Source organism: uncultured Sutterella sp., assembly GCF_937923675.1.
In the GTDB taxonomy this organism is placed as follows: Bacteria; Pseudomonadota; Gammaproteobacteria; order Burkholderiales; family Burkholderiaceae_F; genus Sutterella.
Genome location: NZ_CALDXB010000008.1, coordinates 1 through 19,912 on the forward strand (window position 1 = coordinate 1; position 19,912 = coordinate 19,912).

At 60.9% G+C, this 19,912-nt stretch carries 16 protein-coding genes; 5 read left to right on the forward strand and 11 right to left on the reverse strand.

Features of this window, described 5'->3' with window-relative positions:
- Nucleotides 1-275: 275 nt before the first annotated feature.
- The 3 genes from rimO to Q0106_RS00425 all read right to left on the reverse strand — a co-directional run bounded on the left by rimO (nucleotide 276) and on the right by Q0106_RS00425 (nucleotide 3,642).
- The gene (rimO, locus tag Q0106_RS00415; protein ID WP_152159113.1) at nucleotides 276-1,625 is read right to left on the reverse strand and encodes a 30S ribosomal protein S12 methylthiotransferase RimO; all 1,350 of its coding nucleotides are present in this window, start codon (nucleotides 1,623-1,625) and stop codon (nucleotides 276-278) included.
- Between the two features lie 117 nt (nucleotides 1,626-1,742).
- Complete coding sequence (pgeF, locus tag Q0106_RS00420; RefSeq protein ID WP_297607494.1) at nucleotides 1,743-2,546, reverse strand: peptidoglycan editing factor PgeF; 804 nt, start codon at nucleotides 2,544-2,546, stop codon at nucleotides 1,743-1,745.
- Between the two features lies 1 nt (nucleotide 2,547).
- Entirely contained in the window at nucleotides 2,548-3,642 is a 1,095-nt protein-coding gene (locus Q0106_RS00425) for an RluA family pseudouridine synthase (RefSeq protein WP_297607496.1), read from the reverse strand.
- Here Q0106_RS00425 and Q0106_RS00430 point away from each other — a divergent pair.
- Nucleotides 3,641-4,429 carry an outer membrane protein assembly factor BamD gene (locus Q0106_RS00430; protein ID WP_152159116.1) on the forward strand — a complete coding sequence of 263 codons (789 nt, stop codon included), beginning with the start codon at nucleotides 3,641-3,643 and terminating at the stop codon, nucleotides 4,427-4,429. The two genes, Q0106_RS00425 and Q0106_RS00430, sit on opposite strands and share 2 nt — an antisense overlap.
- Nucleotides 4,430-4,827: 398 nt before the next feature.
- Here Q0106_RS00430 and Q0106_RS00435 read toward each other — a convergent pair whose 3' ends face one another.
- From Q0106_RS00435 to Q0106_RS00460, 6 genes are all read right to left on the reverse strand, one after another.
- The gene (locus Q0106_RS00435) at nucleotides 4,828-6,177 is read right to left on the reverse strand and encodes a gluconate:H+ symporter (protein ID WP_297607498.1); all 1,350 of its coding nucleotides are present in this window, start codon (nucleotides 6,175-6,177) and stop codon (nucleotides 4,828-4,830) included.
- A gap of 120 nt (nucleotides 6,178-6,297) precedes the next feature.
- Entirely contained in the window at nucleotides 6,298-8,253 is a 1,956-nt protein-coding gene (locus tag Q0106_RS00440; RefSeq protein ID WP_297607500.1) for a YjhG/YagF family D-xylonate dehydratase, read from the reverse strand.
- Nucleotides 8,254-8,324: 71 nt separating this feature from the next.
- Nucleotides 8,325-9,227 (reverse strand): dihydrodipicolinate synthase family protein, encoded by a 903-nt coding sequence (locus tag Q0106_RS00445; protein WP_297607502.1) that lies wholly within the window; start codon nucleotides 9,225-9,227, stop codon nucleotides 8,325-8,327.
- Between the two features lie 50 nt (nucleotides 9,228-9,277).
- Nucleotides 9,278-10,069, reverse strand: coding sequence for an IclR family transcriptional regulator (locus Q0106_RS00450; RefSeq protein ID WP_297607504.1), 792 nt, complete (start codon nucleotides 10,067-10,069; stop codon nucleotides 9,278-9,280).
- Nucleotides 10,070-10,238: 169 nt separating this feature from the next.
- On the reverse strand, nucleotides 10,239-11,531 hold the full coding sequence (locus Q0106_RS00455; RefSeq protein ID WP_366139453.1) for an MFS transporter: 1,293 nt from the start codon (nucleotides 11,529-11,531) through the stop codon (nucleotides 10,239-10,241).
- 20 nt (nucleotides 11,532-11,551) lie between these two features.
- Nucleotides 11,552-12,514, reverse strand: coding sequence for a histone deacetylase family protein (locus Q0106_RS00460; RefSeq protein WP_297607506.1), 963 nt, complete (start codon nucleotides 12,512-12,514; stop codon nucleotides 11,552-11,554).
- 193 nt (nucleotides 12,515-12,707) lie between these two features.
- On the opposite strand from Q0106_RS00460, the gene Q0106_RS00465 reads away from it, so the two are divergent.
- Together Q0106_RS00465 and Q0106_RS00470 are read left to right on the forward strand one after the other, a co-directional pair.
- A complete protein-coding gene (locus Q0106_RS00465; protein WP_297607508.1) occupies nucleotides 12,708-13,976 on the forward strand; it encodes a lytic murein transglycosylase in 1,269 nt (422 codons plus the stop codon).
- A gap of 539 nt (nucleotides 13,977-14,515) precedes the next feature.
- On the forward strand, nucleotides 14,516-15,565 hold the full coding sequence (locus Q0106_RS00470; protein WP_297607510.1) for a DMT family transporter: 1,050 nt from the start codon (nucleotides 14,516-14,518) through the stop codon (nucleotides 15,563-15,565).
- Nucleotides 15,566-15,673: 108 nt separating this feature from the next.
- Here the strand turns inward: Q0106_RS00470 and Q0106_RS00475 are convergent, their stop codons facing one another.
- On the reverse strand, nucleotides 15,674-16,378 hold the full coding sequence (locus Q0106_RS00475) for a fumarylacetoacetate hydrolase family protein (protein WP_297607512.1): 705 nt from the start codon (nucleotides 16,376-16,378) through the stop codon (nucleotides 15,674-15,676).
- A gap of 334 nt (nucleotides 16,379-16,712) precedes the next feature.
- Between Q0106_RS00475 and pssA the strand changes: the two genes are divergently transcribed.
- On the forward strand, nucleotides 16,713-17,570 hold the full coding sequence (gene pssA, locus Q0106_RS00480) for a CDP-diacylglycerol--serine O-phosphatidyltransferase (RefSeq protein WP_297607514.1): 858 nt from the start codon (nucleotides 16,713-16,715) through the stop codon (nucleotides 17,568-17,570).
- 158 nt (nucleotides 17,571-17,728) lie between these two features.
- On the forward strand, nucleotides 17,729-18,835 hold the full coding sequence (locus Q0106_RS00485; RefSeq protein WP_297607516.1) for a WYL domain-containing protein: 1,107 nt from the start codon (nucleotides 17,729-17,731) through the stop codon (nucleotides 18,833-18,835).
- Nucleotides 18,836-18,940: 105 nt separating this feature from the next.
- Here Q0106_RS00485 and Q0106_RS00490 read toward each other — a convergent pair whose 3' ends face one another.
- On the reverse strand, nucleotides 18,941-19,588 hold the full coding sequence (locus Q0106_RS00490) for a phosphatidylserine decarboxylase (RefSeq protein ID WP_297607518.1): 648 nt from the start codon (nucleotides 19,586-19,588) through the stop codon (nucleotides 18,941-18,943).
- Between the last annotated feature and the right edge of the window lie 324 nt (nucleotides 19,589-19,912).

Here is a 19,912-nt window from a genome sequence, read left to right on the forward strand (position 1 = left end):
GACGTTTCTGCAGGCATCTTAGGAGCGAGTGTAACTTTTGATGGGAAGTTCAGGTTTTCTGACATGCGGCAAGACCGCCCGCGAGAAGTGCAATGCTCGCCGTGAAAATCAAAATCTTCTTCATTTTTCCTCTCCTTCTATGGGCGTCGTCCCGGGCTTTCTGATCACCCGATCGAATTGTCCTGATGCAGTCTAGAAAAATGGCGAGAAAAAGGCTGTTGCCGGAATTTAGACCTGCAACAGCCTGCAAAAAAGGTTTCATTCTCTGGTGAGCATTACGGCTCGTCCGTCACCTCGCGTCCGATCAGATCATGCTCCTCGTTCGCGGTGATCTTCACGCGCACGATGTCGCCGGGCTTGAGGCTCCGCTCAGTCGTCACGTAGCAGACGCCGTCGATGTCGGGGGCGTCCGACTTCGTGCGGCCGACGGCGACGCCGTCCTCATCGGGCTCTTCGTCGATGATGACGTCCTCGACCTTCCCGATGCGGCGGGCAAGCTTCTTTAAGGAAATCTCGGCCTGAAGCTCCATCAGACGACGGCGGCGCTCCTCGCGGACTTCGTCGGGGAGCGCCCCGGGAAGGTCATTGGCCTTCGCGCCCTCAACCGGCGAATACGCAAAGCACCCGACGCGGTCGAGCTCCGCTTCCTTAAGAAAATCGAGAAGATACTGGAACTCTTCCTCCGTCTCGCCGGGGAAGCCCGCAATGAAGGTCGAGCGGATCGTGATGTCCGGGCAGGCCTTTCGCCAGGCGGCGATGCGCTCGAGATTCTTTTCGCCGCAGGCGGGACGCTTCATGAGCTTCAGAATCCGCGGATGCGCGTGCTGGAAGGGCACGTCGAGATACGGCAGAACGAGGCCCTCGGCCATGAGCGGCACCACGTCGTCGACGCTCGGATACGGATAAACGTAATGGAGGCGCGTCCAGAGATTCAGGCGCCCGAGTTCGCGGCAGAGGTCGAGAAGGCGCGTGTGAACGGGCCTTCCGCCCGCAAAGTCGAGCTTGTAGCGCTTGTCGACGCCGTAGGCTGCCGTGTCCTGGCTGATGACGAGAAGCTCCTTCACGCCCGCAGCCTTGAGGTTTTCCGCCTCGCGCACGATGTCGCCGATCGGGCGCGAAAGGAGCGTGCCGCGCAGATTCGGGATGATGCAGAAGGTGCAGTGATGGTTGCAGCCCTCGGAAATCTTGAGGTAGGCATAGTGCTTGGGCGTGAGCCTTACGCCCGCCGCCGGAACCAGATCGTCCCAGGGGTCGTGCGGGCGCGGCAGCACCCCTTCGACCATGCGGAGCACTTCGTCGACGCTGTCGGGGCCGGTGACGCCGATCACCTTCGGCATCCGGGCGAGGACGTAGTTGGAGCCGTCGGCTTCCTTGCGGCCGCCGAGGCACCCGCAGACGATCACGTGCCCGTTTTCCTTCAGCGCCTCGGAAATCGCGCCGAGGCTCTCTTCCACGGCTTCATTCACAAAGCCGCAGGTATTGACGATGACGAGATCGGCGTCCTTGTAGGTCGAACCGATGCGATAGCCGCGGGCGCGCAGCTCCGTCACGATGCGCTCCGTGTCGACGAGCGCCTTGGGGCAGCCGAGGGAAACGAAGCCGACAACGGGAATATGCCGAGTCATGGTCTATGGGGCCTTTCATTATTTTTGGAAGTTTGGGAGTCTCTTGTCCCGGGAGCGCGCGATATTACCCGCATCGGACCTCTCTTTGCAGAAAGGTCCGGAGAGGAATTTGTGTCTTTATTTCTGATTCTGCGGCTCAATCCAGATGAGTGCGGCGTGGCGGCCGGACTTTTCGCCGTCGCGGCGGAAGCTGTAGAAGCGATCCTTGTCGCCGAAGGTGGAAAGGCCGCAGTCGGCAATGCTTTCCGCGGGAATTCCGGAAGCTTCGAGCGCCTGGCACGCAAGGAGAGCGAGGTCCGCGAAATACTTGCCCGGCTCACCCGCCGCCCGGAAGGCCTTTTCCGCCTGCGGGAGATGGGCCTTCATGGCGTCAAGCACATCCCCGCCCACTTCGAATTCGTCCTTTCCGATCCGGGGCCCGAGCCAGACGGCGAAGTCGCCTTCGCCCTTGAGTTCCTCGCGAAGCTTTGCGACCGTCTTCTGGATGATGCCGTCGGCGAGGCTCCGCCAGCCGGCATGCACGGCCGCGACGATCCGGCCCTCGCGGTCCGCGATCAGCACCGGAAGGCAGTCGGCCGTCATCACGACGGCAACGACGCCCGGCGTCTTCGTCCACGAGGCATCCGCCTGAGGAGCGTCGGCAACGTCGTCGGCATGAAGAATTTCCGTGCCGTGCACCTGCGCGAGCCACTTCGGTTCCGAAGGGAGGCACTCCGTGAGAATCCGTCGGTTCATCTCGACGCAGGACTTGAAGTCGCCCGTATGAAAGGCAAGGTTGAGGCCCATGATCCCTTCCGGACCGCCCCAGGGACCGCTTGACACGCCCCCCGTGCGGCAGGTAAAGAAGGCCTTCACGTGCTTCGGAGCACGGCCCTTCCATTCGGGCTTCACGCTTTCGAGTTCAGATTTGAATTGAGACATTTCAGACGCGCTCAAAAACAGTCACCGGGCGGTCCCAGGGGCCGAAGCCCAGATCGTCCATCAGTTGAATCATGTCCTCGGGAGGTTCACGGAACCACTGCATTTCTTCTCCCGTTACCGGATGCACCAGCCCGAGTCGGGAGGCATGAAGGGCCTGGCGGTGGAAGTCGAGGAGGTTTTCCATCTTGACGGCAATGCCGGGGGCGCGGCCGCGATAGAGCTGGTCGCCGATCAGGGGAAGGTCCTCGCCCGTCAGATGGACGCGGATCTGATGCGTGCGGCCCGTGTCGAGGCGGCAGGCCACCCAGGAAACCGGGATCCCGTCGGCGCTCGACCAGTCGACCGTGCGCACGCGCGTGCGGGCGGGCTTCGCCCTCACGCCCGTAGAGCCCGGGAAGCCCTTGAAGCGGATGCGGCTTCTCGGATCGCGCCCGATCGGCACGTCGACCACGAAGTCGGGCGCGGCCGATCCCATGGTGATCGCCCAGTATTCGCGCTTCACGCTTCTTTCCTGAAGCTGGCGCACCAGATTCGTCTGCGCTGCGAGCGTTCTCGCCACCACCATGAGGCCCGTCGTATCGCGGTCAAGACGGTGAACGATGCCGGCGCGCGGGACTTCCTTCAGTTCCGGATAGCGCCAGAGAAGTCCGTTCATGAGCGTGCCGTCGGGGTTTCCGGCACCCGGGTGCACGACGAGGCCGGCGGGCTTATTGACGATGATGATGGCATCATCCTCATAGACCACCTCGAATTCGACGTCTTCCTGGGGCTCGAAGGCGAGCGCCTCCTCCATGCGGGGCGCCTCGAGGAGCTCGATTTCGTCGCCTTCGGTCGTCTTCGCGCGGATCTTCTCCACCACGACGCCGTTCACCTTTACGGAGCCCGACTCAATCATCTTCTGCAGACGCGCGCGGGAGACGTCCGGCATGAGCGAAGCGAGAACCTTGTCGAGACGCTCGCCCCAGAATCCCTCCACGACGAATTTAGGCAGCGCATTCTCGTCGGCAGAAGCATTTTCAAACGCTTCCATCTCGTCGTCTTCAAAATCCTCGCCGCTATAATCTTCGCTGTCCAAATTGACCTTTTCCTGTGTCATGAAATCTGCTACTTCCTTCAAAAGGCTTCTGATGCGCGGCGCCGCGCTTGTTGCGGTTACGTTTGCCACCGCCTCCTGCTCCTGGCTGCAAAGTCTTGACAAAGACCAGACGCTCGACTGGAGCGCCGACAAGCTTTACTCCGAAGCCAGATTAGCCTTGGATGATAGCAACTGGACGCAGGCTAAGGATTATTACCAGAAGCTCGAAGCGCGTTATCCGTTCGGTCAGTACGCCCAGCAGGCCCAGATCGAGCTCATTTACGCGACCTGGAAGGACGGCGATGCGCCGGGCGCCGTGCAGGCTGCCGACCGGTTCCTGCGCACCTACCCCAATCACGCCAACAGCGACTACGTGATGTATCTGAAGGCGCTCGCCACGCTCAACGAAACCGACAGCTGGTTCAATAAGCTCGCCGCTGAAGACCTCGCCGAACGCGACGCCAACGCCTCGCGCGAAGCCTTCGACACCTTCAAGGAACTCGCGCTTCGCTATCCCGACAGCCGCTTCGCTCCCGAAGCCCGCCGCCGCATGCACGGCCTCGTTCTTGCTCAGGCCGAGCATGAGCTGAAGACCGCGCAGTACTACTTCGTGCGCCACGCCTACGTCGCCGCCATCGACCGCGCGCAGCGCGTCGTTCGCGAATTCCAGAACACCCCGATGCGCGACGATGCGTTGGAGCTCATTGCGAAGAGCTACGACGCCCTCAAGATTACGGATCTTGCCGCCGACACGCGCCGCATCATCGAACTCAACAAGAACGGCGAGCGCTCCCAACCCTCGCGTTGATAAGAAAATGGAAAGACCGGAACTTCTTTTCCGAAATTCCTGATTCCGTCCTTCTCTCAGAAGCCTTCCGCGATGCAGGTCCGGAAGGCTTTTTTGTTGCGCCTGCTCGTTCCTGCGACGCCAGTGAACGCAGAATGCCTCTGACTGCTGCTTTCTATTAAATGGAAAGTCCGCTTTCTATTTAATAGAAAGTACTCGTCTTAAACTGTGCCGCAGAGATTTCCAGCCGGAAGCAGTTCTCGTGAAAGCGCCGCCGAACGCGGCAAACGGGCAAAAAAAGAGCCTCCAGAAGGCTTGCTGCCGGATCTGAAGGCTGCGGGCGGAATATGGATTCCGCCATGGCGTTCTGAGATTCAGGAAGTGCCGCCTGGAGTTGGAGCGGCACTTCCGATGCTGAATCAGAGCACCATATCGACGAGAAGGAGGAAGACGAGGCCGAGGATCGAGACGACGGTCGACATCAGCGTCCACGTGCAGAGCGTTTCCTTTGTCGTAAGGCCGAAGAACTCCTTGATCATCCAGAAGGACGCGTCGTTCACGTGCGAGCAGATGGAGCTGCCGGCGCCCGTGGCGAGCGTGATGAGCGCGAGGTTCACTTCCGGGTTTCCGGAAATCATCGGGATCACGAGACCCGCGGTCGAGATCGCGGCAACCGTCGCGGAACCGAGGCAGATGCGCAGGAGCGAGGCAATCGCCCAGGCGAGGATGATCGGATTGATGCGTTCGCCCGAAACCAGGTCGGCAATGTAGGCGCCGGCGCCCGAGTCAATCAGCACCTGCTTGAAGGCGCCGCCGCCACCGATGATGAGCAGGAGGCCGGCAATGCCCGCGATGCCTGCGCCGCAGGTCTTCATGAGCTCATCCATCTTCTTGCCGCGGGCATAGCCCATCGTGTAGAGCGCAAAGAGCATGGAGACGAGCATGGCGGTGGTCGAATTCCCGAGGAAGAAGACGGTCTCGAGGAACATCGACTGATCGCGCATTTCAGGCGTGATGAAGAATTCGAGGATCGTGACGAGCGCCATCAGGATGACGGGGAGCATCGCCGTGATGAAGGAGATCCCGAAGGACGGCATTTCGGCGTCCGTGAAGGTCTTGGTCGACCCGAGCGCGCTGATGTCGCCCGCCTTCTGGAAGGCGGCAGGAACAAGCTTGCGGCAGAAGCGGTTGAGGACCGGGCCCGAAAGGAGGAAGGTCGGGATGCCGACGATCATGCCGTAGAGGAGCACCATGCCGACGTCGGCGCCGTATTCCTTGGCGATCACCGTGGGACCGGGATGCGGCGGGAGGAAGCAGTGCGCGACGAGAAGGCCCGAGAGCATCGGCACGCAGAGCATCATCGGGCTCACCTTGGCTTCGCGGGCGATGGCGAAGATGATCGGGATGAGGAGAATGAGGCCGACTTCAAAGAAGAGCGCGATGCCGACGATGAAGGCCGAGCAGACGACCGCCCATTCCATGTGCTTCTTGCCGAAGACGTGAAGCATCGTGAGGGCGATTCTCTGCGCGCCGCCCGCTTCCGCGAGGAGGCGCCCGAGCATCACGCCGAAGCCGAAGATGAGGCCGATGTGGCCGAGCGTGCCGCCGAAGCCCCCTTCAATCGCGCCGATGATCTTGTGAAGCGGCATGCCGCTCGCAATGGCGACGCCGATCGAAACGATGATGAGGGAGACGAAGGTGTTGAGCTTGAATCGGATCGTGAGGAGCAGAAGCGCCGCAACGCCGATGGCAATGATGAGCAGTGGCATGTTGACTCCTTATGGATTGGCCGGAGAGCGGATTCCGAGGGTGAGCCGCCCCCGGCGCGGCCCTCTCTGGAGAAGAGAAGGCTGCGCTGTGAGGAGAGATCTGAGGGTGGTTGGAAGCGGTTATTCCTTCGGGATCCGGCGGATCTGTTCGAGAATCCGCGGGACGTCGTAGACGCAGCCGCGCCAGGTGCCGCCCGAAAGGGACTGGAGCGCCGCCCAGAGCTTCGTGTCGTCGGGGAGATCCGGATCAGGCGCGAGGTCGGGGTGGCTCGTGCGCGTGGCGAGGAGCTTCGTTGCTTCGCCGAGCGGGAGTTCGCCCGTTTCAGCAGTGCCGAGGAAGTTGACGGTGCCGTGGAGGTTTCTGCAGTCGATGCGGATTTCCACGATGTCGCCCGTGCGGAGCTTCCCGATCGGGCCGCCCGCGAGCGCTTCGGGACCGACGTGGCCCACGCAGGCGCCCGTCGAAACGCCCGAGAAGCGAGCGTCGGTAATGAGGGAAACGTATTTGCCGTAGGAGAGGTGTTTGAGCGAGCTCGTCACCTGATAGGTTTCCTCCATGCCCGTGCCCGAGGGGCCCGTGCCGATGATGACGAGAATGTCGCCCTTCTTCACCTTCTCATGCTTGATGTCGTAGACCGCGGACTTCTCGGAGAGATAGACCTTGCAGGGCCCCTTGTGGTAGTAGATGCCGTTTTCGTCGATCACCTTCGGATCGATGGCGGTCGACTTGATGACGGAGCCTTCGGGGGCAATGTTGCCGACGGGGAAGGTAATGGTCGAGGTGAGGCCGCGCTCCTTTGCAACCTCGGGCGACATGATGACGTCGTCGGGACGGACGCCTTCCTGCTTCTCGAGGATTTCCTTGAAGCGCTCGCGGCGCTCGGACTTTGCCCACCATTCGAGGTTTTCGCCCACCGTGCGGCCGGTGACCGTCATCGCATCGAGGTGGAGGATGCCGAGTTCGCGGAGATACAGCATCACTTCCGGAACGCCGCCCGCCATGAAGGCGCGCACCGTGGGATGGTACTTCGGCCCGTTGGGGAGCACGTCGACGAGACGCGGCACCGCCTGATTGATGCGGATCCAGTCTTCAACCGTCGGGAGCCTCAGGCCCGCCTGATGGGCGATCGCCGGAATGTGAAGAAGGAGGTTGGTCGAACCGCCGAAGGCCGCATGAACCATCATGGCGTTCTCGATCGCCTTGTCGGTCAGGATGTCCTTCGCGTGGATGCCGGCCTTCATGAGTTTGAGCGCTGCGCGGGCGGAGGCGCGGGCAATGTCGACCCAGACGGGTTCGCCCGAGGGAGCAAGCGCCGAGTGCGGAAGCGAAAGGCCGAGGCCTTCGGCCACCACCTGCGAGGTGCCCGCGGTGCCGAGGAACTGGCAGCCGCCGCCCGCGGAGGCGCAGGCCGAGCAGCCGAAGCGCCGGGCGTCATGGAGCGAAAGTTCGCCGTTCGCAAAGCGCGCGCCGATCGTCTGCACGCGGCCGTTGTCTTCGCCCCCCACCGCGGGGAGGGTCGAGCCGCCCGGAACAAGCACCACCGCACGGTCGTGCTGGCTCGCGAGCGCCATCATCGTTGCCGGAAGCCCCTTGTCGCAGGTGGCGACGCCGATCACGGCCTTCGTGTTCGGGAGCGACCGGATCAGGCGGCGCATCACCATGCTCGCGTCGTTGCGGTACGGCAAAGAATCGAACATGCCGAGCGTGCCCTGGGTGCGGCCGTCGCAGGGATCGGAGACGTAGACCGCGTAGGGCAAAGCTTTGCCGGCATGGATTTCCTCAGCCGCAGCACGCAGCTGCACGTCGAGCTCATAGTGGCCCTGGTGAAGGGCGAGCGCGATGGGCTTCCCGTCAGCGCCGCGGATGCCGCCCAGCGTGCTCACGAGGAGCACTTCGTCGCGGTCGAGTTCGTCCGGGTTCCAGCCGATGCCCGCATTCATCGTCATGCCGAAAAGGTCGCCGCTCGGGCGGTTGATGAGCATGGCGGGCGTGAGCGGGAGCTCCCCACGGGGGCCGGCTGCATGCGTGCGGATGTGATAGATGTCCTGATTCTCTTCGTCGTAGAAGTCAGACATTGCGGATCTCCTTTGATTCTTTGGCGTACGGGTCTTTTGGTCTTAAGGCGTAGCGCTGGGTCTCAACAGCGTCAGATGACGCCCTTCGCGGCGAGGAAGGCCTTCACGGCTTCCTTTGTTTCTTCCGTGAGCGGACGCACGGGCGGGAGCGAATAGGTATTCATTTCAACGCCCGTTGCGAGAACCGTCGCGTACTTGATGACCGACATGAAGGGCACCTCGAGGCCGTAGAGGGCCGGGAGCTGCACGAGCTTCTTATCGAGCTCAACGGCCTTCTGGTAGTCGCCCTTCTTAAAGGCCTCGTAGATTCCGACGGAGAGTTCGGGCGCAAAATTCATGCTCGCCGTGATGGAGCCGTCGCCGCCGAGTTCGAGCGTATTGAGGAGATGGTCGTCGTAGCCCGCGAGGACCGAAAATTCCGGGCGTATAGGCTTGATCGTGTTGATCATCGAGCGGATGTGGCCCACGTTGTCGATCGTTTCCTTGATGCCGACGATGTTGGGATTGGCGAGCACGAGGCGCTTCACAACCTCGGCATTCATGTCCTGGCCCGTGAGATCGGGGAAGTTGTAGATGAGGACCGGAAGCTTCACGGCTGAGCAGATGGCGTGGTAGTAGGCGTCGAGGTTTACGGCCGAGACCTTCCAGTAATAGGGATTGATGACGACGATGCCGTCGGCGCCGATTTTTTCTGCATGCTTCGCGAGCTCAACGGCTTCGCGCGTATTGGGGGAACCCACGCCGATCAGAACCGGAACGCGGCCCGCGGCGGCGGCAACGCCGGCTTCAGCCATTTCCATGCGCTCCTCCTTCGACATCTGGGAGAATTCGCCGCCCGTGCCGAGATAGAAGAGCCCGTGCACGCCGTGCTCGATCAGATAGTCGGCGAGGCGCTTCGCAGCCTCGCGGTCGACCTTGCCGTCCTGAGTAAAGGTGCTCGAAACCGGCGGAATGCAGCCGCAGAATTTCTTCATGATGTGTTTCTCCTGAGGGTTTGCGTTTCTGGTGTATCGGGAGGGAGCGGTCAGGATTCCGAGGTAAGGAGAACCGGAGCCGGTCCCCCGTATCCGAGGCCGCGGGAAATCTGGAACGAACAGTCCGAGAGCATTCTGAGATAGCCCTCAATGCGTTCGGACGTGAAGGTTGTCGGGTCCGCCGAAAGCGACACCGCATAGTTGACGCGGCCTGCGAGATCGAAGACCGGCGAGCTGATGCATACCGCAAGAGGAGCGGATTCCTCCGCGTCGAGGCCCCATCCGCGACGACGCGTGAGCTTGAGCTCCTCGATGAACTTGCTGCGGTCGGTAATCGTTTTCGGCGTGTACTGTGCAAGCTCGAGCTGATCAAGGTAGAGCCGCAGCTCCCCGTCTGTCTTCCAGGCGAGAAGGGCTTTGCCGAGCGCCGTCGAATGGAAGTCGAGCTTTTTGCCGACCCAGCTTCTTTCGGTCGGCTTTGAAAGCGGGCTCTCCACCTTGTCGAGGTAGAGCGCATGAAAGTCTTCAATGGTTCCCAGGTGGCAGATAAGCCCCGACTTCATCGCAAGCTCCTGCATGGGGCGCTTCGTGATTTCAAAGAGGCTCCGCCTGTGGAGCGACTGGCAGCCGAGCTCGTAGACCTTGATGCCGAGCTGGTACTGGCGGGCATCGTTCTTGATGAGAAGCCCGCACCCGACCATGGTGTCGAGAATGTTGAGAAGGCTGCTTTTCGGGAGGTCGAAATCCTTCTGAAGCTGAGTAAAGCTCGCCGCGCCCACATGCGCGATGTGGGTGAGGATCTTGTCAGCTCGCAGTAGAGAGATGCAGCCTTTGCCGGCCATGACCTGCTCCTATCGGAAAACCAGTAAAACCTATTCTGAAGGAGTAGTCATTCAGAGAGAAGAAGTGGTTCAACATGCTGAACCAAATTTATACTCTCCGGGAAGCAGTAAATTTTTTCTTGTTTACAGTTGATTTGGTAATGCGGAAATTTTGCTCCTGCAAGCCGCATCACCTTCCTGCCGCACGCCTGCCGCGCTCAAGGTTGATGGGCATGAGGGCTGCAATCGATAGAAGGAAGAAGACGCCCGTCACGAGGATCGCGAGTCGATGGTCGTTCCCGGTGATCCAGGTAACGCTTCCGTAGGCAAGCGGGCCCACGATGGCGGCCACCCAGAGCGACATGTTCCAGAAGCTGAAGAATTCTGCCGACCGGCTTTCGGGCGAAAGAAGCGCCACCATGGCGCGGCCCGCGGACTGCGACGACCCCATGGCCAGACCCGCGAGGTTCGCGGCAAGCCAGAAGAGCGGACGGGTCGTTGCAAAGGCCGCGCAGGCAATCATCAGCACCCAGACGACGAGGGTCGTTCCGAGCGCGCGCTTGTGGCCGATCCGGTCCTGCAGATACCCGAAGCCGAAGGCGCCGAGGGCTGCGGTGATGTTGACGAGAAAGACGAGAAGGAGCGTATCGGTCGTCGTGAATCCCATGACTTCCGCGGCATAGACGGCCGAAAGCGTGATCACGACGGAGATGCCCGACTGGTAGAGGAAACCGCAGAGCGCAAGCCACCCGAAGTCCCGGTACCGGCTGAGGCACTTCGCCGTCCGGACGACCTCGCGAAAGCTTTCAAGGCAGAGGCTCCCCAAAGAACTCGCTCCCTTCTGCCGCGGCACGGCGCGTTCCTTCAGCACGGCAAAAATCGGAACGGCGGCGAGCGCGAAGACCGTGGCGGTAATCACCATCGTGCCCGCGATGGCCGAGTCGGTCGAGAGCCCGAGACGGTCTGCCTGCGTCACAAGAAGGAGCGAGGCGCCCAGAGTCACGAGGCCGCCGCAGTAGCCGAAGGACCAGCCCCAGCCCGACACCTTGCCCACGGCCTCAGGGCGTGCGATTTCGGGCAGAAATGCGGAATTGAGCGTTTCGCCCACGTTGTAGCCGATGTTGGAAAGAATCACCATGACCGCGGCGAGGAGAATCGTTCCCCGTCCGCAGAAGGCAAGTCCGAAGGTGCCGGCGACGGCGCAGAGCGTTGCCGCAAAGAGCCAGACCTTTTTCCGGGCGGTCGCGTCGGCAATGGCGCCGATGACGGGCATGAGAACGAGGCTCGCCGCATTGCTCGCGGCAATGATGAGGGTCCACGCAAAGGTCGCCCAGGGCGCATTCCCGGCAACGACCGCAACGAAATAAGCGTTGAAGACCGCGGTGAGCACCACCGTGGTGTACCCGGAATTCGCGAAGTCAAAGGCCGACCAGGCCCAGACTTCCTTCGGGCGAACGCCCGGCATCAGCGTTTTGGAGTCCATGATTCTTTTCTTTTGTTCCGTCAGAGGGGCGTGCGGAGAAGTCCCTGAAGGTGCGTGAAGACGCTCCGTCCGAGGCTTCTCAGTTCATAGCCGCCTTCGAGAATGCTTACGAGCCTCCCTTCGCAATATTTCCAGGACGCTTCCACGAGGAGCCTCGTTATGCAGGCATAGTCGATCTCCGCGGCCTTCAGCTGTGCAATCCGCTCTTCTGCGTGCGCGTCGAACCCGGCCGAGAGAATCATGAGCTGAGGACGGAAGCGTTCGATTTCAGAGAGCCACACCTTCTCAACCACCTCGCGCAGCTCCGCGCCGCCCGCGCCCGCCGGCAGAGGCGACAAAATTGCATTAGGGGGCTGCGGATCCATGCGTCGGTGCGGGAAAAGCGGCCACTGAAAAACCGAGAGGAAGCGCATGTTCGGGTGGCCGGCGAGTATTTCCTCCGTCCCGTCGCCGTGGTGGGCGTCGAAGTCGAGCACCATGACGCGCTCGAGCTTGTAGCGCTTCGCGGCCCAAAGGGCGCCGATCGCGGCATTGTTGAGGTAGCAGAAGCCGCTCGCGCGGTTTCGTGAGGCATGGTGTCCGGGAGGCCTCACCGCGCAGAAGGCGTTCTTCACCGTTCGCGCAAAAACGGCATCCACAGCTCTCACCACCGCTCCGGCGCTTGCCATGGCGCAGTCGAAGGTGTCGCTCCCCACCTGCGTATCGGGTTCCTGAAAGCGCCTGAGGGCCGCTTCATCCCCGAGAGAGGCCTTCTCCAGAGCATCCACATAGTCTGCATCGTGCGCGAGGAGCACGGCTTCCATCGGCGCCGGCCCGCATTCGACGCGCCGCAGCCTGTCGCCGAAACCGCCGAGCATCAGGCGGTTTTCAATGGCCTCGATGCGCTCGGGCGACTCCGGCGCCTCCTCGAGCATGTTGGGAAGGCTGACGAGCTGATGCGTGAAGTATCCGGTAGGAAGGCTTTTCCAGTCTGAAGACGGCATGTTGAGAAAGCGTTCGGGGAGGCGCTCTGGGATGAATATCCCGAAAAGCCTAGCACAGAAGAAAAGAGGCGCTCGCGTCTCTCTAAGCCCGGGCTTAGGTTCTGAAACAATTGGGCGCAGAGTTGCCCACGGGCACTCCGGAGCTCCCCGTTAGAATCAAGCGGACAATAGGCTTTCACGACCAATACACTTCATGGCACAGTCGATCCGCTTTTCCCTCGCTCCGCTCGCGCTCGCCCTTTGCGCGCTCTCCGCCTGCGCCGCGCCTGATCGGGATGCCCGGGGACTCGAAACCCCGGCGCTCGCGGAATCGGCTGCTCCCTCCGAAACGCCGAAGTCTCAGGCGGCTCCCGAAGCGAAGACGGATAAGCCTTCTGAAACGGCTCAGCCGAAATCCTCACTCCCCGAAGCAGAGAAGATTCAGGAACCCCGGGCCATCAGTCCCGTGAGCGGAAGTCCGGCAGCCTCGGACTATGCCGAGCGCCCGGACGTGCAGGCCTTCATTAAGAAGCTTTCCGCCGAGCGCGGGATCCCCCTCGACTGGCTCGAGGCGGGGGTCGCCGTCGCGCGCTATTCGCCGCTCTCAGAGAAGTACACCACGCCGCGGCCCAACGCCAACAAAAAGACGACGGCAGAAAAGAACTTTCTCCTTTACGAAAGGAACCTCGTCAACAGCGAACGCATTCGCCGCGGAACGGAGTTCCTCGAAGACAACCGGGCCGTCTTCGACCGGGTGGAAGCCGAAACCGGCGTCTCGCGCTATGCCGTTGCGGCAATCATCGGCGTCGAATCAATCTTCGGGCGCAACATGGGGCGCTTTCGCGTGCTCGACGCCCTGATGACGCTTTCCTTCGACTACACGCGGCGCTCGAAGTACTACCTCGCTGAACTCTCGGACTTTCTCGAATTCTGCTGGCAGCAGCAGATCGAACCTGTTGCCGTCTCGGGCTCCTTTGCGGGCGCGATGGGGCTCGGCCAGTTCATGCCCTCGTCGCTCAAGGCTTACGGCAAGGACGGCGACGGGGACGGCCATATCGATATTGTCGGAAACGAAGCCGACGGCATCGCTTCGGTTGCGAACTTCCTTCTCGTTCACGGCTGGGCGCGGGGCGAGCGTCCCCTCTACCGCGTTTCCGCAACGCCTGAAATCTTCAGAGCCACCGGTTCCGGCGGCATCAAAACGCACACCACTGCCGGAGCGCTCATGAAGGCCGGCGTGAAGCCCCTCGAGGCGCTTCCGCTCGCCGAAAATGAACCCGCACTCCTCGTTGACCTCCCCTGGATCAAGGCCTCGAACGAAAAGGGCGTCGACTACTACATCGGCACATCGTCCTTCGCCGCCATTCTCCGCTACAACCGAAGCTACTTCTATGCGGCCGCCGTGTCGCTTCTTGCCGATGAGCTCGAACGCGAATACGGAAAGAATGCGCCCGAACCGCAGGCGAAGCCTCAGAACCCGTGAGGCGCTCCTCCATCTGCATCCCTGTAGACAGCACTTCTTTCTGAAGCCGCTGCAGCTGCATTGATTCCGTTGACTTTGATGTATACGCATTTATACGTATAAAACGACGTGCTGCAGACTGGTTTTGAAGCCTTTCCACTGTTCAATCTCCTCACATCTCTCGTTCCTCTTCGATTCTATCGATAACCCCTAGAGGGCTTTGCTTAAGTTCGATGCAGTGTTAGGATTGAAATATCTGAAAGATCAGAGCACTGCGGAGCATCTTCTGAGGAGTTGAAGATGCTTCCGGGAAGCATGAAATTCCCTTTTTTCACTCCCCGCCCGTAGCTGCTTCCGATCCGACGGATCGCTTTTCCACGGATTGGAAAGCGGCTGACGCGAGCGCTTCACGACCAGCCTCTCCGAGGCGAAGCTCCGGGTCAGCTTGACCTTCGGCGGAATCTATCGAAACTCCCTCTTTCAAAGAGCTTCCGGCCGACCAAGAAATCCAGATCATTCGGGTGAAAGACGAATGGTCGCGAATTAGGGAAAGACCGCCCATGCTGATCGGCGTCCTCCTCGGCATTGCCGCCGGGGCCCTCTGGGGTCTCATTTACATTGCCCCGCTCGTTGTTCCTGAATACAACCCCGTGCTCGTCGCGCTCTCGCGCTTTATTGCGTTCGGCGTGATTTCGCTTCCCTTCCTCTACGTCTTCCGCAAGGAACTCAAGGCTTTTTCGCGTGCCGACATCTGGCAGGCCTTCAAGCTTCCGCTCTTCGGAAACGTCCTTTTCTACTGTCTCCTCACGATCTGCATCCGTTTGGCGGGCGCACCGCTCGCGGGCATGTTCATGGCCGTGATTCCGGTCCTCGTCGCGATTGCCTCCAACATCCGCTACGCCGGTTCCGATTCGGCCGTGCCCTGGAGCAAAATTCTCCCGCCCCTTGCCGTCATCTTCCTCGGCCTCATCGTCGCCAACCTGACGGAATTTGAAAATGCCGCGAAGGCTTCCGCCACGGGCGGCGAGGAATACTGGATCGGCGTCGGCTTCGGCCTCGCAGCCGTCGTCTCGTGGACCTGGTTCTCGATCATGAATGCCGAGTGGCTCCTCAAGCACCCGCAGCACAGCACCGGCGCCTGGACGGCGCTTCAGGGCGTGACGGTGCTTCCCCTCGCGCTCGGGCTCTTTGCCGTTCTCGCCTGGCCTGCAGGCTTCATGGATACGAACGTCACGCTCATGGGCGCCGCTCCCTGGAAGTTCCTCGGCGTCGCCCTCACGATCGGCCTTCTCTGCTCGTGGGTGGCCATGGTCTGCTGGAACCGCATGAGTCAGCTCCTTCCGGCCGCGCTCGGCGGACAGCTCATCGTCTTTGAATCCGTCTTTGCGGTCGTCTACGCGCTCATCTGGCGCGGCGAAATGCCGACCCTCTCGATGACGATCGGCTTCCTCGTCCTCATGGGCGGCGTTCTGGGGTCGCTGCGCGTCTTCCAGGCTCAGAGCCACTCCGCTGTGGCCGATCAGGCCCGCGAAGCGGTGGCCGGACTCGAAACCGGGAAGGCTGCCGCCAACCGCGAGGTTATCGAATCCGAAGGCACGAGCGGCGAATAAGCCTCTCCATTGCTCCGAATGTGCGAAAGGGCCGGTCTGAATGGATCGGCCCTTTCGCTTTTTCCCATTGGATCCCGCGCCTCACGCGGTGCGGAAAGCTTTCAGAGCTTATTCGCCCGCAGCGATCTTCACGCGGAGCTTTCCGACGCCGTTGACGCCGCCCTCGAAGACGTCGCCGACATGCGCTTCAGGCACGTTCACGGGAGCCCCCGTGAAGATGAGGTCGCCCGGACGCACTTCCCAGTAGCGGGAAATGAGGGCGATCAGCTCCGCGGGCGACGCGATCATGAAGCTCGTGCTGGCCGACTGGACCTTTTTGTTGTTCTGGTAGAGATAGATTTCAGAGGGCGCAGGGAGCGGCGTGCGGTAGGCGGGACGCACGGCTGAAACGGGAGCGCCGCCGTCGAGCGTCTTCATGAGATCCCAGGGACCTCCCGCAGGGAGATCCTCGGGCGAAAGACGACGCGTGAAGTCGAATCCGACGCACCAGCCCCAGATGCACTTTTCGGCTTCCTCGACCGAAAGGTTGCGACCGCCCTTGCTGAGGCAGGCAACCAGCTCAAGCTCCGGCACCATTTTGGCAGTGCGGGGAGGCATCACCCATTCATAGGTCTCTCCATCCCGCACAGGCGTCACCGTATCGGCAGCCTTCAGGAAGAGCGGCGGAACGGAACCCGCTTTTTCAGCCCGGGCCGCTTCCGAAGCCGCATAGTTTCTCGCGGCGCCGTAAACACGGTTGACGGGGAAGAATTCATAGCGTTCATCCTGAACCGGAATCACCGCCTGAGCGGGCGGAGCAAAAAGAAAGGACATGAGTCACCTCGGGAGCATAAATTCCTGACGGCGCAGATTTTAGAAGAAAACTTTTCGTGCGGCCGCAGCCATAATCAAAATGCCATAGATTCCATTGAGTTGAATTGACATTGCTTTTGGGAATGCATGGTTACTCCGCAACCCGAAAGGAGACTCTGTTTACTCACGATACGAGTAACGGTCTGAAACCAGATGTCAGGCTTGCCGACATGCAAGATTGAAGCGCCGAGCCGCTAAAATGTGCCCCGTACCGCGACCGCCCGGCATGCGTCCGGACGGTGCCATTACTTTATTTTCCTGCCGCATCCTTTTTCGGAGCCGGCAGCAGAGATTTATGACAGAACCCAATACGCCTCGCCGCGAGAGTCTTGCTTCCATCGGTCAGCGCCGCTTTCAGGCGGTGAAGTCGAAGAGCATCTACGTGCTCCCGAACGCCTTTACTGCGGCTGCGCTCTTTGCAGCCTTCTACGGCATCATCCAGGCGATGAACGGCAACTTCTCCGTTGCCGCCATTGCGGTTTTCTTCTCCATGCTCTTTGACGGCATGGACGGGCGCGTCGCGCGCCTCACGCACACGCAGTCGGAATTCGGCGTCCAGATGGACAGCCTTGCCGATGCGGTGAGCTTCGGCATTGCGCCGGCGCTCATCGTCTACGAATTCTCGCTCGTTGAGCTCGGCAAGCTCGGCTGGGCCACGGCCTTCATCTACGCGCTCTGCGCGCTCCTGAGACTTGCGCGCTTCAACTGCAACGTCGGCGTTGTGAGCAAGAACTACTTCCAGGGGCTTCCCTCGCCTGCCGCCGCCGCGCTTGTCTGCGGCTTCGTCTGGCTCGCGGTCGAAAACCGGCTGCCCGACTGGCTCCTGCCGCACCAGAGCACCATTGCGCTCGTGGTGACGCTCTACGCCGGCCTCACGATGGTGAGCAACGCTCCCTTCTTCTCGGGAAAGAGCTACGCCGTCGTTCGCACGATTCCCTTCTGGGTGATCGTCGTCGCCTCGCTCGCCTTCATCGTCATTTCGAGCAACGTTTCGCTTTCGATCTTCGTCCTCTTCTGCATCTACGCGCTCTCGGGCTACATCTACGAGTTCTGGTGCTGGTGGAGAGGCCGCCCGAATCCGATTCAGGCCGACCTTGCCGCCCAGCAGGCACAGCTCGAAAAAGAGGAAGCCGCCAAAAAGACTGCTGCGTGATCCGCAATCTGTCGATTCCGGAGATGATTCTTCAAAACTCCCGCCCTTCACGACCGAAGGCCGGGAGTTTTTTGTTTTCGTGATCCAACAGGAAGGCGAAGCGCTGAGCTATCCTCCGCTAAGTAAAAACAATTTATTGATACCCGACTCCCGTAACCATGTCCGCAGAAGTAAACGCCAGAAGCTCGCTCAATGAAGCCTTCGTGATGATCCGCATCCTTGAGCTCATCCCGCAGCACCGCTGGATCACGATGACGCAGATCCGCAATCAGCTCGCCGCCAACGGCATTCCGCTCCAGCGCCGCACGCTCGAGCGCTACATGAAGACGATCCGCGAGAATCCGCAGCTCTTTCCTATCAAGGCCAACATGGATTCGCGTCCCTACGGCTTCCAGTGGGATACGGCCGGCCGGGGGCTTCATTTTCCGGTGCTCGGTCCCCAGGAAACACTCCTTCTGCGGCTTGCCGATGAGTACCTGCACTATCTCCTTCCCTCAAGCGTTCTTTCCGGACTGAGGCCCCTCTTTCGCGATGCGCGAAAGAGCACCGAAGCACAGGCCTCGAGCCGTGCATCCTCGTGGCTGAGGAAAGTGAAGGTGGTGAGTCCGGCGCTTTCCTTCCTTCCGCCGCAGATTTCCCGGCAGGTTTTCGATGCCGTGACGGAAGCGCTCCTCGAGGACCGGATGATCTCCATCCGCTACCGCAACGCCCGCGACCGGGTGCTCGAAGCGAACGTCAAGCCCCTCGGACTCGTGCAGCAGGATGTCAGAACGTACCTCGTCTGCCAGTTTGAGAAGTTCAGCGACTACCGTCACCTCGCCATGCACCGCATCGAAGCGGCGACCGTGAGCTGCGTCGAATTCGAGCGCCCCGAGAATTTCGATCTTGAGGACTACACGGCCAATGCCCCCTTCAATTACTCGCAGGGACGCACGGTGAAGCTCGAGCTCCTCACGGACGATCCGACCCTCATCAAGAATCTTTCCGAAACGCCCTTCAATACCACGCAGACCATTGCGGAGAAGCCGCTTGAGGACGGCACGCTCGCCTGGACCGTCACCGTCATGCTTGAGGACTCGATCCTCCTTGACGGCTGGCTTGCCATGCGGCGCAATTCCATTCTTTCGACCACGAAGACGCTCGTGCGCGACAACCGGGAGAAGGCAAAGGCTGCCGATGGCGAATCCGACGCACCCGCGCGGGAATATGCGGGCGTTCCGCACACGGAACTCCTCGTGGAAAACCACCGCATCGTCGAGAAGTAATCCAAACACGCAGACATTAAAAAAGCCGCATTCCGGATTCCTCCGATGCGGCTTTTTTCGGCCTCTGCTCCCTCAGATGGAGAGAGCACATGCAGCCGTTGATTCTTAAATGCGGGCGATGGTCGACATCACGCCCGTCACCTTGTCGCCGATGCCGACCGTGATCTCGGCATCCGTCGGGAGATACACGTCGACGCGGGAGCCGAAGCGGATGAAGCCGTAGCGCTCGCCGCGGGCAAGTTCCTGACCGACCGTGGCGTAGCAGATGATGCGGCGGGCAACGAGGCCGGCAACCTGAATAAAGGTAATGCGGCGGCCGTCAGCCATGCGGACCGTCACGGCATTGCGCTCGTTTTCGGTCGATGCCTTGTCGAGATCGGCATTGACGAAGAGGCCCGGCGTGTAGGTGACCTTCTCAACCACGCCGGCAACCGGCGCTTTCTGGCTGTGCACGTTGAAGACGTTCATGAAGATCGAAACCTTCACGCACGCTTCGCCCGTCTCGGGGTTTTCAGTCTTTTCAACCTTGCAGACCTGACCGTCCACCGGACTCACGACGGCGCGGGGGTCTTCAGGCGCTTCGCGCGCGGGATCGCGGAAGAACTGCAGCGCAAAAAGGAAGAAGACGAAGATCAGGAAGGTGATGATGCCGAGATCCAGCCACCAGCTCACGAGAAAGAGAATAAAGGCGCCGCCCAGGATGGGCCAGCCTTCGCGGGCAATGATCGGATGCGGATAGACGCGGGCGTTCAAGTTCGTTCACCTCGGGAGAATTTAGGGGATTCGTTATTTTAGCGGCGACGGAATCGAAGTCCTCAATTTCTTCTTCGAAAAACTGCTGGATTCGGGGATTTTCGGCATGCATGCGGAGAGAGGCACGCTCCTGCGTGGCGCTGGTTCTGTGCTTGTCTTCCCTTGCCGTCGAAGGAAGCTGCCTTCGTTTCCAGGAGTGGTCTCCGCTCATATTCAGAAGCGCCTCAGATCGAAACCGCTGTGAATCGAAGCATTTGCAATGCTTTTTCAAGAACAACCCGATGCGTAAATCTATGGAAAATAAGTAAGGGTTTACGCTTGAGC

What these genes read in the sequence shown, in the direction of transcription:
- rimO (WP_152159113.1), bottom strand. Translation starts at nt 1,625, where the DNA reads ATGACTCGGCATATTCCCGTTGTCGGCTTCGTTTCCCTCGGCTGCCCC.
- pgeF (WP_297607494.1), bottom strand. Translation starts at nt 2,546, where the DNA reads ATGTCTCAATTCAAATCTGAACTCGAAAGCGTGAAGCCCGAATGGAAG.
- Q0106_RS00430 (WP_152159116.1), top strand. Translation starts at nt 3,641, where the DNA reads ATGAAATCTGCTACTTCCTTCAAAAGGCTTCTGATGCGCGGCGCCGCG.
- Q0106_RS00425 (WP_297607496.1), bottom strand. Translation starts at nt 3,642, where the DNA reads ATGACACAGGAAAAGGTCAATTTGGACAGCGAAGATTATAGCGGCGAG.
- Q0106_RS00435 (WP_297607498.1), bottom strand. Translation starts at nt 6,177, where the DNA reads ATGCCACTGCTCATCATTGCCATCGGCGTTGCGGCGCTTCTGCTCCTC.
- Q0106_RS00440 (WP_297607500.1), bottom strand. Translation starts at nt 8,253, where the DNA reads ATGTCTGACTTCTACGACGAAGAGAATCAGGACATCTATCACATCCGC.
- Q0106_RS00445 (WP_297607502.1), bottom strand. Translation starts at nt 9,227, where the DNA reads ATGAAGAAATTCTGCGGCTGCATTCCGCCGGTTTCGAGCACCTTTACT.
- Q0106_RS00450 (WP_297607504.1), bottom strand. Translation starts at nt 10,069, where the DNA reads ATGGCCGGCAAAGGCTGCATCTCTCTACTGCGAGCTGACAAGATCCTC.
- Q0106_RS00455 (WP_366139453.1), bottom strand. Translation starts at nt 11,531, where the DNA reads ATGGACTCCAAAACGCTGATGCCGGGCGTTCGCCCGAAGGAAGTCTGG.
- Q0106_RS00460 (WP_297607506.1), bottom strand. Translation starts at nt 12,514, where the DNA reads ATGCCGTCTTCAGACTGGAAAAGCCTTCCTACCGGATACTTCACGCAT.
- Q0106_RS00465 (WP_297607508.1), top strand. Translation starts at nt 12,708, where the DNA reads ATGGCACAGTCGATCCGCTTTTCCCTCGCTCCGCTCGCGCTCGCCCTT.
- Q0106_RS00470 (WP_297607510.1), top strand. Translation starts at nt 14,516, where the DNA reads ATGCTGATCGGCGTCCTCCTCGGCATTGCCGCCGGGGCCCTCTGGGGT.
- Q0106_RS00475 (WP_297607512.1), bottom strand. Translation starts at nt 16,378, where the DNA reads ATGTCCTTTCTTTTTGCTCCGCCCGCTCAGGCGGTGATTCCGGTTCAG.
- pssA (WP_297607514.1), top strand. Translation starts at nt 16,713, where the DNA reads ATGACAGAACCCAATACGCCTCGCCGCGAGAGTCTTGCTTCCATCGGT.
- Q0106_RS00485 (WP_297607516.1), top strand. Translation starts at nt 17,729, where the DNA reads ATGTCCGCAGAAGTAAACGCCAGAAGCTCGCTCAATGAAGCCTTCGTG.